We start from the raw sequence: 14,359 nt of genomic DNA, 5'->3' as shown, positions 1-14,359 counted from the left end.
TGTTACTCCGCCGTCTGTTCAGCAAACAGCTGTAGCTGAATTTCACCCGCTTCCTCAAGCTCGCGGGCAATTCCCATGATTTCACGGCGTATCTGTTCAATACGACTCACCGGAACCGGACCAAGACGTGAGGTTATCGCCTCCAGTTGTTGTACCTGACGCTTAGGCATCACGGCATAAATCGAACGGCGTAACAGCGCTTCGGTACCTTTCAGCGCCACTGCCCAGTCTTCCATCGGCACTTCGTCGAGCAGACGACGGCGCACTTCGTCACTTTGGCGGCTCAGAATAAAGAAGTCGTACATTTCGTCCTGCAACTGTTCGAGAACATCTTCATCGCGTTCGCGCAGCTGATCGAGGATCACCTGTTGGTTCCCCTGGAAGCGGTTAACGATATCCGCGGCCTGCTTGATCCCTTTCACTTTCGAACCATGTTCGGAAAGCACCGACAGCCCACGCTCGATCAAACGATCCAGCTCATCCACGACGTCGCGGTTTACATCGTTGAGTTTGGCAACCCGGTAGAGGATCTCGTTTTGCACCGACTCATTCATGTAAGACAGTACCGTGGCCGAGATCTCTGGCGTCAGGAAGGCAAGGAATACGGCCTGTAACTGCAAATGCTCTTCTGAGATCAGTATCGCCAGTTGGCGCGGTTCCACCCACTGTAAACGCGCCATCCGCGAACGGATCTCATCACCGTAAATCCCGTTGATCACGCTACTGGCGATTTCTGTGCCCAGCGCTTTATTGAGGATCCCTTGCAGCATGGAACGCGATGCGCCGTTGATACCACTCTGCTCACGGAATTCATCAAAAAAGTTATTGATCACTTTTTTGGCCATGCTGGTTTTTACCCCAGACAGACGCGCCATGTTTTCACTCAGGCGAACCACCTCTTCGCGGCTGAGTTTTTGCATCACCGTGGCTGCCGCCTCCTCGCCCAGACACAGCAATAAAATTGCGGCCTGTTCCAGGTAGCTGTTGTTGCTGCCGTTATTTATTGTCAATTCGCTCATTGCTGGTAATCCATTGTCTGAGAACTTCAGCTACGCGATCGGTGTCGCTCATCGCCAGTTTTTGCAGGAACTCCAGCTTCACTTCCAGACCGGAGCTCTGCGAAGGCAGGCTGTCGTCACCAGGGAAAGAAGGCAGTTCGATATTTTTGCGTTCGTCTTCAGCGGCCGCAAAATGGGGCTTATCCGCAGGAATCGCCATCGGTGCAGCGTCCAGTGCCAGCTCTGGTGCTATGGTGCGGCGACGTTCGGCGGTCAACCGTTTCATAACCGGACGTACAACAAACAGCAGCAACAGCAACGCCAGCACGCCGCAGCCAATTAAACGTACCCAGGCCAGAACGCTGTCATCCTTCCATAAGGGGACCTCCGGCTCGACGGGAATCGACTGCGGCACAAAATTAAGCAGCGATAAGGACAGATTGTCGCCACGCCTGGTATCAATCCCGGCGGCGTTATTCAACAGCGCCGTCAATTGCGTGGTTTGTTCCGATTTCCAGTTCTTCAACGCAGGCGCGCTCTGGTTAAGTACCACGGCCACATTTAAACGTTTAATGTCGAAACCGGGATGCTGGATATGTTCAATGCTGCGGTCCCAGGAGTAGTCGCGTTTGTTCTCACTATGCTTTGACAACGCAGCGGGCTGGCGAGGCTCCTCTGGCGCGGTTCCATTGGCGCCATTCGTCACCTGATTTGCCGCCAATGGAGGACGGTTACTCAGCGAGCCGGGGATCCCCATAGCGATCTGGTTGGTATCGCTATCCAGCACCGTTTCTTCACGGTTCACCTTCGGTGTGTCACCGTAATGCTCCTGGGTTTCGTCGATATTGCTCAGATCGAGATCCGGCATCACGCTTACCCGGTAGTTACCGGTTCCGACCAGCGAGTCGAGAACATTTGCGAGACTGGCGCGGGTCTTATCCTGGATATCTTTGAGGATCTGGTCGCGCTTACGCGTCGCCGCAGAAACCGCTTCACCCGCGCCAATACCATCGGACAGCAAATTCCCCGCCTGGTCGACAACGCTGACCTGCGCAGCTTTCAAATCAGGCACGCTGCCGGATACCAGGTGCACGATGGCATTCACCTGGTCGAGATCCAGCTTGCTGCCATAATGCAGACGCACCACCACCGAGGCGCTGTTTTGCGGCTCGTCGCTGACGACAAAGGAACTCTCTTCATTGAGCGCCAGATGCACTCGGGCGCTCTCTACAGCATCCAGCGTCATGATGCTTTGCGCCAGTTCGCCTTCCAGGCTCCGCTTATAGCGAATGTTCTGCACAAACTGGCTGGCGCCCAGCACTTCGTCTTTGTCCATCAGCTCATAGCCGCTGGGCAGCATGGCCTGAACGCCTTTCGCCGCCAGCGTCATTCGCGTTTTAGACAAAGTCTCTTCCGGAACCAGAATTTGTCCGCTTTGCGGATCGATGCGGTATTCCAGTTTTTCACCATCCAGCACAGTGACTATCTGCGAAACCGGGATATTCTCCTGGCTACCGTACAGCGAAACATAGCCGTGGTTGCCATTCCACAACACGCTGACAATAATGGTGGTGGCCGCAATAGCCGCTGCCGCCAGTAATGCCAGGCGTTTATTACCATCCAGCCTGAAAGAGAACGAGGGTAAAAACTGAGTTACTTTTTTTATTAGTTCATTCATAGCGTTAGACTGACATGCTCATCAGGTCGTTGAATCCGGAAGCGACTTTATTACGTACCTGCACCAGCGCGGAAAACGATAACGATGCCTGCTGACTGGCGATCATCGCCCCCGCCAGGTCATCGCTTTTCCCCATCTCGATGGCCGTTTGTTTTTGCTCTGCGACCTGCTGAAATTGATCAACATGGTTGAGCGCGCCCTGCATAACACGGTCAAACGAAACCGGAGATGATGCAGACTGCGCACCTACGGCGTTAATCTGCATCGGCGAAAGGACTGGGGCTTGTGCGACCGCTTTCATCTGCTGCATGTCCTGCATCATTTGCGTCTGCATCGTACTGGCTGGGGCTATCGTATTTATGCTCATGACTTACTCTTAAAATTAGAAAAGCGTTCTCGGTACCACAGACTGATTCAGGAAAAGATTTCTATTCCCTGTTTTCGCATTGATGCCAGACGATAACGAAGCGCACGTGGGGTAATTCCTAATAAATCAGCGATTTTGGTTTTATTACCCTGATATTTGCGCATCAGGTCAGCGATATATTGATATTGCGCGCTGCGACCATGCTGGCCCAGATTGTCGCTGGTGGTGATTTGCGCAGTGGGTTTTGGCTGCCATTGCGGCTCGCTCCAGGAATCGGACTCAATGGATGGCAGGCCTAACGTATCGGGATAAATGACGCCATCACGATTAAGGATCATTCCTCGTTGAATGGCGTTCTCCAGTTGGCGCACATTACCCGGCCACGCATAGCTCAGTAACGCCCGGCGTGACGATTCAGAAAGCTTGATATTTTTTACCAGCACCGTGGAGTATTTTTTAATAAAGGATTCCGCCAGCGGAATAATGTCTTCCATACGCTCGCGCAAAGGCGGCATGGTCAACGGAATCACTGACATGCGATAATAGAGATCTTCTCTGAAGCGTCCTGCGGCCACCTCTTCTTCAAGATTCTTATTGGTGCAGGCGATTAAACGAAAATTTAATTTGATTAGACGGTTACTGCCTAAACGCTCAACCTGTTGTTCCTGTAATACACGCAGTATTTTGGCCTGTAGCGCCAAAGGCATGTCACCGATCTCATCCAGCAATAATGTACCATTATTGGCTAATTCCATCTTTCCCGGTACGGTGGCCACCGCCCCGGTAAACGCCCCTTTATCATAACCAAAGAGCGTTGCTTCAAGCATATTTTCAGGAATAGCGGCGCAGTTAACGCCGATATAAGGCGCTGAAGCCTCCTGCTCAAATGCAATCGAGTGGATAAATTTGGCGATACATTCTTTACCCGTACCGGTTTCGCCATGGATAAGTACAGGAACATTAAAAGCAGCAATACGCCTTGCCATTGAAAAAACATTAATGCTTGAGGCTGCTTCGGCAATAAGTTCAAACATGATCATTTACACTTAGAAGTAAAGTTAACATCCGTTACGAGAAATATACAAATCATTCCAAAGCACAATCATCGAATAATAGATATCGCCCGTGCCATGTCTTAATCCCATCCTTGCTCATGTTTTACCACCCCATCAAAGGGCAGCCCTATCGAAGACTATTTTCAAATAGGGTTTTTCCTAAAAAAATACTAACACCAGTACCATTAACAATCTCAAATTAAAAGATAATAAAAATATTATTCATTTAAAAACAATGACTTGCGGTAAATATAGCATAAAAAATAGACATGAGAAGGAAGCCTAATCTGTGACAAGCAGTAAGCGAGAAACATCACGTATATGTAATTAATTATTTTTTAATTACAACCTAACGCCATTAATAACTTGCAGAGGAGAGGGGTAAAATATCTAATATCCAGCCCTACTCCATAGACGTGAGTAGGTACGGTATTTCGTATCTAATGGACTTCAACACTATGAGAATAGCGTCAAGGATGAACAATAAATTAAGCGAATTTGTATTTCTTTTGATAACCGCGGGATTTGATATCAATTCAACCGCCCCAGAAATTACAGCTGAGAAAGCGTACCATGCTGAAATATAGTCAAACGCCCGGAATCTTTAAACTTGAAGGAAACCGGCTTGGACGTCCATATCATCGTCTGCCGACTATGTTTACGGGAAGTTTTGATACAATTGAATCACATCTTGGAAACTACTTCCTGAAAAAACATCGCACAAATATAACACTTAAAAAAATACACTGTGAGATGGATGTTATCAATAAAAGTGCGGAATTATTAGTTTCTCAGGTTGGGCATCTGGCCTTTGATATCGACCGCGCATTATTGTTAATGTTATTAGGTAACTTTTATGGTTTGGCATCATCTCTCGCCGACGAGAAGCCACAGGATGATTTACCAACCAAAACAGAAATCCGGTTGCGAAGCAGACTGGCGCTGGATATTTGTAATACCATTTTTAATAAAAATATATCCGGTATTCCACTGACACTCAAACCCGACAGCAGCACCATACAAACCCACTGGGCTTATCAGCTTACATTTGTATTAGGTGATGATGAGAATTGCAGTTTCCGCATCTTACTGGACGATTCGCATACCGATTACATTCTGAATTTAATCCGCCATAGCGAGCACGGCGAGAAAAAAAAGCAGATTGATAAAGCCAGCGCTGAGACGCGTAAAAAAACGCTGATCAAAGAAATTATCCATACGCTACCGCTGACCATGAACGTGAAGATTGCAGAAATTCCGCTGAATGTTGCCGACCTCACGACGATTAAACCCGGCGATATTTTACCGATTGCGATGCCTGATACTTTCCCTGTGTATATCGGGAAATCCGAATTATTTAATGCCCTGATCGTAGAGGATAAAGACAAACTGTTTTTGTCCGAATTAACGAGCAAGACGGAGAAATCCTATGAGTAAGCCAGAAGATATTTTAGAGCAAGGTTTCGAGTTAGCCCCCGAAGCGACTACGCCACCCGCGCCGTCTGTTACAGAAAAGCTGGTGGCGCGTTTAGAAGACCGTTTTTCCGAGTCGATGTCATTACTCAAACGTATTCCGGTCACGCTAACGCTGGAAGTTTCGTCCGTGGAGGTGATGCTGGCCGACCTCCTGAACATTGATGACGACACCGTCATTGAGATGGATAAACTCGCCGGTGAACCGCTGGATATCAAGGTCAATAATATCCTGCTAGGTAAGGCTGAAGTGGTTGTGGTTAACGAAAAATATGGCCTGCGCGTCCTTGAATTCAACACGCATGAAATCAACGACCTTGCACCATGAAACGCGCGCCAACACTCACGCTCTTACTGGGTATCTCGTTACTCATCCTTTCTCCCTTTGCCTGCGCGCAAGGGGGAGATATCCCGTTGCTGAATGTGATTTCGCACGGAAATAGCCAGGAGTACAGCGTAAAAATCCAGGTCCTGATCCTGATGACCCTGGTGGGCATTCTGCCTACCCTGGTGCTGATGATGACCTGTTTTACCCGTTTTATTATTGTTCTTTCCCTGCTGCGTCAGGCGTTAGGGCTGCAACAAACGCCGCCGAACCGCATATTGATTGGCATTGCGCTGTCGTTAACCATGCTGGTGATGCGCCCAATCTGGCTCAATATTTACGATCATGCCGTTGTCCCTTTTGAAAACGATCAAATCACGCTCCCCGACGCGCTAAGCACGGCCGCCTCGCCATTGAAGCGCTTTATGCTGGCGCAGACTAACAAAAAAGCGATAGCGCAGATCATGGAGATCGCCAACGCGAAAGGGAATGCAGTCGATCAGGATCTCTCCATTATCGTTCCCGCCTATGTGCTAAGCGAACTCAAAACCGCCTTCCAGATAGGTTTTATGATTTACATTCCGTTCCTGGTGATCGACCTGATCGTCGCCAGCGTACTGATGGCGATGGGGATGATGATGCTGTCACCGCTGATCGTTTCGCTGCCCTTTAAGCTGATGCTGTTTGTGCTTATTGATGGCTGGGCGCTGACCGTTGGGACGCTGACCTCCAGCATTCGCGGTCTGGGACTGGGCTAACGGAGATCAGACATGCTAACCATTGATGTAGCCGCAGACATCGTTGCCAGCGGTATAAAAGTTGTGATCATTTTAGTCTGTGTGTTGGTCGTTCCCAGCCTGCTGGTCGGTATGTTGGTCAGCATTTTTCAGGCTGTGACGCAGATTAACGAACAAACGCTTAGTTTTTTACCCAGGCTAATCGTCACCCTCGCGGTATTGGGTATTTGCGGAAAATGGATGATCGTCCAGTTGAGCGATCTCTGCGTGCATCTGTTCACTCAGGCCGCCATTCTGGTGCACTAACATGCGCGAAACCGATATTACACAGTTAAGTAATCTGATACTGGGAATGTGGTTTCCCTTCGTACGCATTATGGCGTTTATTCACTACGCACCAGTACTGGATAATGCCGCGCTGACCATACGTATACGCATTATTTTGTCACTGGCGTTGGCCTTTATCATTACGCCGCTTATCCCCCACCCGGTGCCCACCAGCCTGCTGTCGATGAACAGTATTATTTTGACCACGGAGCAGTTTCTGTGGGGAATGCTTTTCGGCCTGATGCTGCAGTTTTTATTTTTAGCGCTACAACTGGCGGGCCAAATCCTCTCTTTTAATATGGGGATGAGCATGGCGGTGATGAACGACCCCAGCAGCGGCGCGTCAACGACGGTACTGGCGGAAATGATCAACATCTACGCGGTGATACTGTTTTTTGCCATGGACGGGCATCTGCTGCTGGTGAGCATTTTATTCAAAGGCTTTACTTACTGGCCGATTGGCAATGCGTTGCATCCGCAATCTCTGCGCACGATTTCTCTGGCGCTGGGCTGGGTATTCGCTGCCGCCACGCTGCTGGCGCTGCCGACAACCTTTATCATGCTGATTGTTCAGGGCTGCTTTGGTCTGCTAAACCGTATTGCGCCGCCGCTCAATCTGTACTCATTAGGTTTTCCCATTAACATGCTGGCGGGCCTGATCTGCTTTGCGACTCTGCTTTACAACCTGCCCGACCACTATTTGCACCTGGCGAATTTCGTCTTACAGCAGCTTGACGCGCTGAAGGGGCACTATGGCGGATAACAGTAGCGAAGAAAAAACAGAAAAACCCTCGGCGCAAAAACTTCGCAAGGCCAGACAAGAGGGACAAATTCCGCGTTCAAAAGATATGGGGCTTGCCGCCAGTCTGTTTGCCGCGTTTATGGTGATCTCCAGCAGCTTTCCCTGGTACGAAGATTTCGTGCGTGAAAGCTTTATCAGCGTGCATCAGTACGCGCAGAACATTAATGACCCGGACATCATCGGTCAGTTCCTTGAACACCATCTGCTGATTCTGGGGAAATTCATCCTGACGCTGTTACCCATGCCGGTTGCCGCGCTGTTTGCCTCACTGGTTCCGGGAGGCTGGCTATTCCTGCCGAAGAAAATTTTGCCGGACTTTAGCAAATTAAGCCCGATAAAAGGGATTGGTCGCCTGTTTTCCACCGATCATCTGGTGGATACCGGCAAGATGACGCTCAAAGCGATAGTGCTGCTGGTGATGCTATGGATCAGCGTACGCAATAACGTTGCCGCGTTTCTCGGCTTACAAGAGCTTCATTTCAAACAGGCCATCAGCGATGGTCTGGCGCTGTACAGCAGCATCATGCGCAACTTTGTCATCCTGTTTGTTTTCTTTGCGGTGATCGATGTCCCTCTGGCGAAAAAAATGTTCACCAAAGGGCTGAAGATGACGAAACAGGAAGTGAAAGAAGAGTATAAAAATCAAGAAGGTAAACCCGAGGTTAAGGCCAGGATCCGTCGCCTGCAACGGCAAATGGCGATGGGGCAAATTCGCAAAGTTGTGCCAAAAGCCGATGTGGTGATCACCAACCCAACCCACTATGCCGTGGCGCTACAGTACGACCAGTCACGCGCCGCAGCGCCTTTCGTGGTTGCCAAAGGCACCGATGAAATCGCGCTGTATATCAGGCAGGTAGCGGCAGAAAGCAATATTGAAATCGTTGAGTTTCCTAAGCTGGCACGCTCCGTTTATTACACCACCCAGGTGAATCAACAGATCCCATTTCAACTGTATCGGGCGATTGCACACGTCCTGACCTATGTACTGCAAATGAAACACTGGCGTGATGGTTCCCAAACCCGCCCTTCTCTGAACAGACATATTTCCATTCCAAAAGAGGTTCTTAAACTGGATGCCGAAAACAACTAAACAATTCCTCGCGCTGCTGCGTAACGGTAACATCGGCATTCCGCTGGTCATACTGTGTATCCTGGCGATGGTGATCCTGCCGTTACCACCGGCCCTGCTGGATATTCTGTTCACCTTTAACATCGTGCTGGCGGTGATGGTGCTGCTGGTGGCCGTTTCCGCAAAACGCCCGCTCGAATTCAGTCTGTTCCCGACCATTTTGCTGATCACCACCTTAATGCGCTTGACCCTGAACGTGGCGTCAACACGCGTGGTGTTACTGCATGGGCATATGGGTGCAGGCGCTGCCGGTAAGGTGATTGAGTCCTTCGGTCAGGTGGTGATCGGCGGTAACTTTGTCGTCGGTTTTGTGGTGTTCATCATTCTGATGATCATTAACTTTATCGTGGTGACCAAAGGTGCGGAGCGTATCTCCGAAGTTTCTGCCCGCTTTACGCTGGACGCCATGCCCGGTAAGCAGATGGCGATCGACGCCGATCTGAACGCAGGACTGATTAATCAGGCGCAGGCGCAAGCGCGACGTAAAGATGTGGCGGGCGAAGCGGATTTCTATGGCGCGATGGATGGTGCGTCAAAGTTCGTGCGCGGCGATGCCATCGCCGGGATGATGATCCTGGCTATCAACCTAATCGGCGGTGTCTGTATCGGGATCTTTAAATACGATTTAAGCGCCGAAGCCGCCTTCCAGCAATACGTACTGATGACCATCGGTGACGGCCTGGTCGCCCAGATCCCTTCTCTGCTGTTGTCGACAGCTGCAGCGATCATCGTCACCCGCGTAAGCGACAGCGGCGATATTGCCACGGACGTGCGTAGCCAACTGCTGGCCAGCCCCTCCGTGCTGTATACCGCCACCAGCATTATGTTTGTGCTGGCAGTGGTGCCGGGGATGCCGCATTTCCCCTTCCTGATTTTCAGCGCCCTGCTGGGATTCACCGCCTGGCGCATGAGCAAGCGACCGAAGGTGGCTGAGACCGAAGAGAAAAATCTCGAAACGCTGACCAAAACCATCGCTGAAACCACCGAGCAGCAGGTCAGTTGGGAAACTATCCCCTTAATAGAACCTATCAGCCTGAGCCTGGGATATAAGCTGGTGTCGTTGGTCGATAAATCCAAAGGGAATCCGCTCACTCAACGCATTCGCGGTGTGCGACAGGTGATCTCAGACAGCAACGGCGTGTTGTTACCGGAAATTCGCATTCGCGAAAACTTCCGCCTTAAACCCACCCAGTACGCCATTTTTATCAATGGGATCAAGGCCGATGAAGCCGATATTCCCGCAGATAAGCTGATGGCGCTGCCCTCCAGTGAAACCTATGGCGAGATCGACGGTGTTTTAGGCCACGATCCGGCCTATGGTATGCCGGTCACCTGGATTGTTCCGGCGCAAAAAGCTAAAGCGTTAAATATGGGGTACCAGGTTATTGATAGTGCCAGCGTCATTGCGACGCATGTGAATAAGATCATTCGTAACTATATTCCAGAGCTGTTTAATTACGATGATATTACGCAGTTGCATAACCGCCTCTCTTCTATGGCGCCACGTCTGGCGGAAGATTTGAGCGCAGCGCTGAATTACAGCCAGCTCTTGAAAGTGTACCGGGCGCTGCTTATCGAAGGTGTGTCATTGCGCGATATCGTCACCATAGCCACCGTACTTGTCGCCAGTAGCACCGTGACCAAAGATCATATTTTGTTAACGGCAGATGTGCGTCTGGCGCTACGTCGCAGCATTACCCACCCGTTTGTGCGCAAAGATGAGCTGGCCGTATATACGCTGAACAGTGAACTGGAGAATCTGCTGGCGAATGTGGTGAATCAGGCTCAGCAAAGTGGAAAAGTGGTGCTGGATAGCGTGCCGGTCGATCCCAATATGCTGAATCAGTTTCAGACCAATATGCCGCAGATAAAAGAACAGATGAAAGCGGCGGGGAAAGAGCCTGTGCTGCTGGTCGCGCCGCAGTTACGTCCTTTGCTCGCGCGCTATGCGCGCCTGTTTGCCCCGGGCCTACAGGTGTTGTCTTATAACGAAGTTCCGGATGAACTGGAATTAAAGATCATGGGGGCGTTAAGTTAACGCCTGCCGAGGCGGTGTCATTACACCGCCTTTTTGATTACAGAATCGTATTTTCCGTAAGAATACGACGAGCGCCTAGATAATGATCCTGCCAGAAGTCATCGGATAAATTGCTCACCCGAATTGTTTCTCCCGTCCGCGGTGATTCAATAAATTGTCCCTGCCCCAAATAGACGCCCATATGATCGGCAATATCCCGGCTGTGAATATGAAAGAACACTAAATCACCACGGCGAAGATCGCGGTTAGCGACAATAGTAGCCCGTCGATAGTGATACATTTCATTCGCTGTCCGGGGCAATTTTGCCGCCAGGATTTTGTTGTAGGCATAAAAAATCAGCCCGCTACAGTCAAACCCTTCATCCGGATCGGTACCGCCCCACAAATAGGGTTTACCGAGCTGTTGCTCAAGTCGGTGGATGGCCACTTCAGTGATATTGTGTAGATGATTGCTACTGAGAAAATGGTCATTCTCAGCCAGTTCCTGCCAGCGATGGTCGCTGGCTTTTAGTGGGCCAGGGAACCACTCCGGGTGCTGTTTAACCAGCGCTCGGTTCTGCTGGCGCAGCGCGCTTTTACTTTCTGCGTTGCCTTCCACCACGTAGCTTGCCTGCTTTTTTACCTGTGCGTGATACTGCTTCAGCAGCCGGGCGCGGTTACGCATCCGCAAGTGCGCCGCATAGCTTACATGGGCGTCAGATAAATGGGGCTGAACTTTGGCGACAGACGGTAAAGACAGCACAACACACAAAGACAGCAGACCCGGCAAAAAGCGTCGGGGTGCAGAGACAAAAAACATGAAAAGAAGAATACCTGGTCAAACACGTTCGCCGCAGTCTACCGCTATTGCCCATCATTCCTTTTTAATATTCGATTATTAAATAATTAATTTTTTAAATTCAATAGAATAGACATTCTTCACTAATAAGACGAAATGCAGTGTGCTAACCAGCAAAACAAGCCAGTGTCTGACTGCCTTTAAGCACAATTTTCCGTATAAAGGAAAACTAAAGTGTAAACGCCGCACGAGAGACTTGCGAAAAACTCTCTTGGTGCTAATGTGAGCGCTCCAGATCCAGATTTATCCGATTTGGGGACTCTTTTTGCCGTCCTGGCGTGTGTAATCGTTTTATCAAGGAATAAGCAGTATGCGTAAAATCGCATTTTTTCTTGCGATGCTTTTATTGCCGTGCGTTTCATTTGCCGGTTTGCTGAGCAGCAGCAGCCCGACTACGCCTGTCAGCAAAGAATATAAGCAGCAATTAATGGGCTCCCCCGTTTATATCCAGATCTTCAAAGAAGAGCGAACGTTGGATCTGTACGTCAAGATGGGCGAACAGTATCAATTGCTCGACAGTTATAAGATCTGTAATTATTCCGGTGGCTTAGGGCCGAAACAGCGTCAGGGTGATTTCAAAAGTCCGGAAGGGTTTTACAGCGTTCAGCGTGGACAGCTGAAACCGGATAGCCGCTTCTATAAAGCGATTAACATTGGTTTCCCTAATGCCTACGATCGCGCACACGGTTATGAAGGTAAATACCTGATGATCCACGGCGCCTGTGTTTCCGTCGGCTGCTACGCAATGACCGACAACGGCATTGATGAGATTTTCCAGTTTGTGACCGGCGCTCTGGTGTTCGGACAATCCAGCGTACAGGTGAGCATTTACCCGTTCCGCATGACCGATGCCAACATGCAGCGCCATAAGTTCTCGTATTACAAAGAGTTCTGGTCGCAGCTAAAACCGGGATACGATTACTTTGAACAAACGCGTAAGCCACCGACCGTTTCCGTCGTCGATGGTCGTTACGTCGTCAGCAAGCCGTTGAGCCACGAAGTCGTTCAGCCGCAACTGGCATCAAACTACACGCTCCCCGAGACAAAATAATGCCCACTCGCCTGGCATAATCTTTTGCCAGGTTTCATTGCCGGTTAACGGTTGAGTGGCAATCACGGTGACCACATCATTGGGTGTGGTCTCTGAGCTAAAATCAATCTCCACATCCTGATCCAGCAATGTCGCCACGCCAAACGGCGCACGACGCGTGATCCAAAACAAATTGGTCGAGCAGAAGGCCATCACATAACGTCCGTCAGACAACAGCATGTTGAAGACGCCCTTCTCCCGCAGTTCTCCTGCCAGCATCGCGATATATTTAAACACCGCCGTCATATTGCCAGGCGTGCGCGGATAACGCTCCGTCAGCTTGTGGAGCAGCCAGCAGAAGGCTTTTTCGCTGTCGGTTTCACCGACCGGGCGGAAATTACCGGTCTCCAGTGATTTATAACCGCTGAGTTGCCCGTTATGGGCATACGTCCAGTTACGTCCCCATAGTTCACGGGTAAATGGATGGGTATTTTCCAGCGCTACTTCTCCACGATTCGCCTGACGAATATGGGCAATCACGGAACAGGATTTGATGGGATAGTCTTGTACCAATTTGGCGATAGGCGAATTAAAGCTGGGTTGCGGATCTTTAAACGTACGGCAGCCCTTACCTTCATAAAACGTAATACCCCAGCCGTCTTTGTGCGGCCCGGTACCTCCGCCGCGCTGGACCAGCCCGGTGAAGCTAAAGCAGATATCGGTTGGCACATTGGCGCTCATCCCGAGCAGTTCGCACATACATCACCTACCTTAAAACCGTGAACTGCCTGATGGCGCTGCGCTTATCAGGCCTACGTGGCGCTCATGTAGGCCGGATACGGCTTCAGCCACCATCCGGCAATCGTCTTCTTATGATTTAACCATCTCTTTTTCGATCAACTGGATCAGGATATGGATCACTTTGATATGAATTTCCTGAATACGATCAGCGTAGCCAAAGTGCGGCACGCGAATTTCGATATCCGCGCTGCCCGCCATTTTGCCGCCATCTTTACCGGTCAGGGTGATAACTTTCATCCCTTTCTCACGCGCTGCGGCAATCGCTTTAATTACGTTACCGGAATTACCCGAAGTCGAGATGCCTAACAGGACATCTCCCTCACGACCCACGGCTTCTACGTAGCGAGAGAACACATAATCGTAACCGAAATCGTTGCTGACGCAGGAGATATGGCTGACGTCAGAGATAGCGATAGCAGGGTAACCAGGACGGTTTTCACGATAGCGTCCGGTCAGCTCTTCGGCAAAGTGCATCGCGTCGCAATGGGAACCGCCGTTACCGCAAGAGAGTACCTTACCGCCGGCTTTAAAGCTGTCTGCCAACAGGACCGCCGCGCGCTGAATGGCGTGAATATTGGCGTCATCTTTAAGAAAATTAGCCAGCGTTTCCGCCGCTTCGCTCAGTTCGTTACGAATAAGATCCTGGTACATGAGGATATCCTTCAGCATGAATGTAAATGACAAGGTGCAGTGTACCGGATAGCGCTACCAGCGAGAAGTACAAGCCACAGGAATGGTTACGGCTTTTGATTTTTTGTGCC

General features: G+C 50.2%; 15 protein-coding genes. 8 read left to right on the top strand and 7 right to left on the bottom strand.

The genetic code is table 11. The features are described from left to right. Positions 1-2: 2 nt before the first annotated feature. The 4 genes from E6P06_RS08690 to E6P06_RS08675 are packed head-to-tail and all read right to left on the bottom strand — an operon-like array spanning position 3 to position 4,077. On the bottom strand, positions 3-1,019 hold the full coding sequence (locus E6P06_RS08690; RefSeq protein WP_003838846.1) for a flagellar motor switch protein FliG: 1,017 nt from the start codon (positions 1,017-1,019) through the stop codon (positions 3-5). Next, entirely contained in the window at positions 997-2,676 is a 1,680-nt protein-coding gene (fliF, locus tag E6P06_RS08685) for a flagellar basal-body MS-ring/collar protein FliF (protein ID WP_046669744.1), read from the bottom strand. Before fliF ends, E6P06_RS08690 begins: the two co-directional genes overlap by 23 nt. A 4-nt stretch (positions 2,677-2,680) precedes the next feature. Then, positions 2,681-3,043 (bottom strand): flagellar hook-basal body complex protein FliE, encoded by a 363-nt coding sequence (locus E6P06_RS08680; protein WP_016149599.1) that lies wholly within the window; start codon positions 3,041-3,043, stop codon positions 2,681-2,683. Positions 3,044-3,090: 47 nt separating this feature from the next. Next, positions 3,091-4,077, bottom strand: a complete 987-nt coding sequence (locus E6P06_RS08675; RefSeq protein ID WP_139935125.1) for a sigma-54-dependent Fis family transcriptional regulator — start codon at positions 4,075-4,077, stop codon at positions 3,091-3,093. 594 nt (positions 4,078-4,671) lie between these two features. On the opposite strand from E6P06_RS08675, the gene E6P06_RS08670 reads away from it, so the two are divergent. Genes E6P06_RS08670 through flhA form a run of 7 tightly spaced genes read left to right on the top strand, consistent with a single transcriptional unit; the run spans position 4,672 to position 10,929 of the window. After that, on the top strand, positions 4,672-5,535 hold the full coding sequence (locus tag E6P06_RS08670) for a FliM/FliN family flagellar motor switch protein (protein WP_086503713.1): 864 nt from the start codon (positions 4,672-4,674) through the stop codon (positions 5,533-5,535). Further along, positions 5,528-5,899 (top strand): FliM/FliN family flagellar motor switch protein, encoded by a 372-nt coding sequence (locus E6P06_RS08665; RefSeq protein WP_003838856.1) that lies wholly within the window; start codon positions 5,528-5,530, stop codon positions 5,897-5,899. The genes E6P06_RS08670 and E6P06_RS08665 overlap by 8 nt, the downstream gene beginning before the upstream one ends. Further along, a complete protein-coding gene (gene fliP / locus E6P06_RS08660; protein ID WP_049001917.1) occupies positions 5,896-6,654 on the top strand; it encodes a flagellar type III secretion system pore protein FliP in 759 nt (252 codons plus the stop codon). Before E6P06_RS08665 ends, fliP begins: the two co-directional genes overlap by 4 nt. A gap of 12 nt (positions 6,655-6,666) precedes the next feature. After that, positions 6,667-6,939 (top strand): flagellar biosynthetic protein FliQ, encoded by a 273-nt coding sequence (locus tag E6P06_RS08655; protein WP_003838859.1) that lies wholly within the window; start codon positions 6,667-6,669, stop codon positions 6,937-6,939. Between the two features lies 1 nt (position 6,940). Continuing rightward, on the top strand, positions 6,941-7,723 hold the full coding sequence (fliR, locus tag E6P06_RS08650; RefSeq protein WP_003843839.1) for a flagellar biosynthetic protein FliR: 783 nt from the start codon (positions 6,941-6,943) through the stop codon (positions 7,721-7,723). Beyond that, positions 7,713-8,852: a flagellar biosynthesis protein FlhB gene (flhB, locus tag E6P06_RS08645; RefSeq protein WP_016149596.1), complete on the top strand. Its 1,140-nt coding sequence runs from the start codon at positions 7,713-7,715 to the stop codon at positions 8,850-8,852. The genes fliR and flhB overlap by 11 nt, the downstream gene beginning before the upstream one ends. Further along, positions 8,836-10,929 carry a flagellar biosynthesis protein FlhA gene (gene flhA, locus E6P06_RS08640; RefSeq protein ID WP_003843844.1) on the top strand — a complete coding sequence of 698 codons (2,094 nt, stop codon included), beginning with the start codon at positions 8,836-8,838 and terminating at the stop codon, positions 10,927-10,929. Before flhB ends, flhA begins: the two co-directional genes overlap by 17 nt. Before the next feature lie 37 nt (positions 10,930-10,966). Here flhA and E6P06_RS08635 read toward each other — a convergent pair whose 3' ends face one another. Next, positions 10,967-11,728, bottom strand: coding sequence for a C40 family peptidase (locus tag E6P06_RS08635; protein WP_139935124.1), 762 nt, complete (start codon positions 11,726-11,728; stop codon positions 10,967-10,969). A gap of 349 nt (positions 11,729-12,077) precedes the next feature. On the opposite strand from E6P06_RS08635, the gene dpaA reads away from it, so the two are divergent. Next, the gene (gene dpaA, locus E6P06_RS08630; RefSeq protein ID WP_016149593.1) at positions 12,078-12,818 is read left to right on the top strand and encodes a peptidoglycan meso-diaminopimelic acid protein amidase; all 741 of its coding nucleotides are present in this window, start codon (positions 12,078-12,080) and stop codon (positions 12,816-12,818) included. Here the strand turns inward: dpaA and E6P06_RS08625 are convergent. Both E6P06_RS08625 and lpcA read right to left on the bottom strand, forming a co-directional pair. Then, on the bottom strand, positions 12,789-13,556 hold the full coding sequence (locus E6P06_RS08625) for a class II glutamine amidotransferase (RefSeq protein ID WP_003031388.1): 768 nt from the start codon (positions 13,554-13,556) through the stop codon (positions 12,789-12,791). The genes dpaA and E6P06_RS08625 overlap by 30 nt on opposite strands. A gap of 111 nt (positions 13,557-13,667) precedes the next feature. Beyond that, on the bottom strand, positions 13,668-14,249 hold the full coding sequence (gene lpcA, locus E6P06_RS08620; protein ID WP_016149592.1) for a D-sedoheptulose 7-phosphate isomerase: 582 nt from the start codon (positions 14,247-14,249) through the stop codon (positions 13,668-13,670). Between the last annotated feature and the right edge of the window lie 110 nt (positions 14,250-14,359).

The sequence above is a fragment of the Citrobacter sp. CF971 genome (assembly GCF_006385635.1).
Lineage (GTDB): Bacteria > Pseudomonadota > Gammaproteobacteria > Enterobacterales > Enterobacteriaceae > Citrobacter > Citrobacter freundii.
Note: the sequence above shows the minus strand (reverse complement) of the source record. Positions and strands in the feature narration are given on the sequence as shown.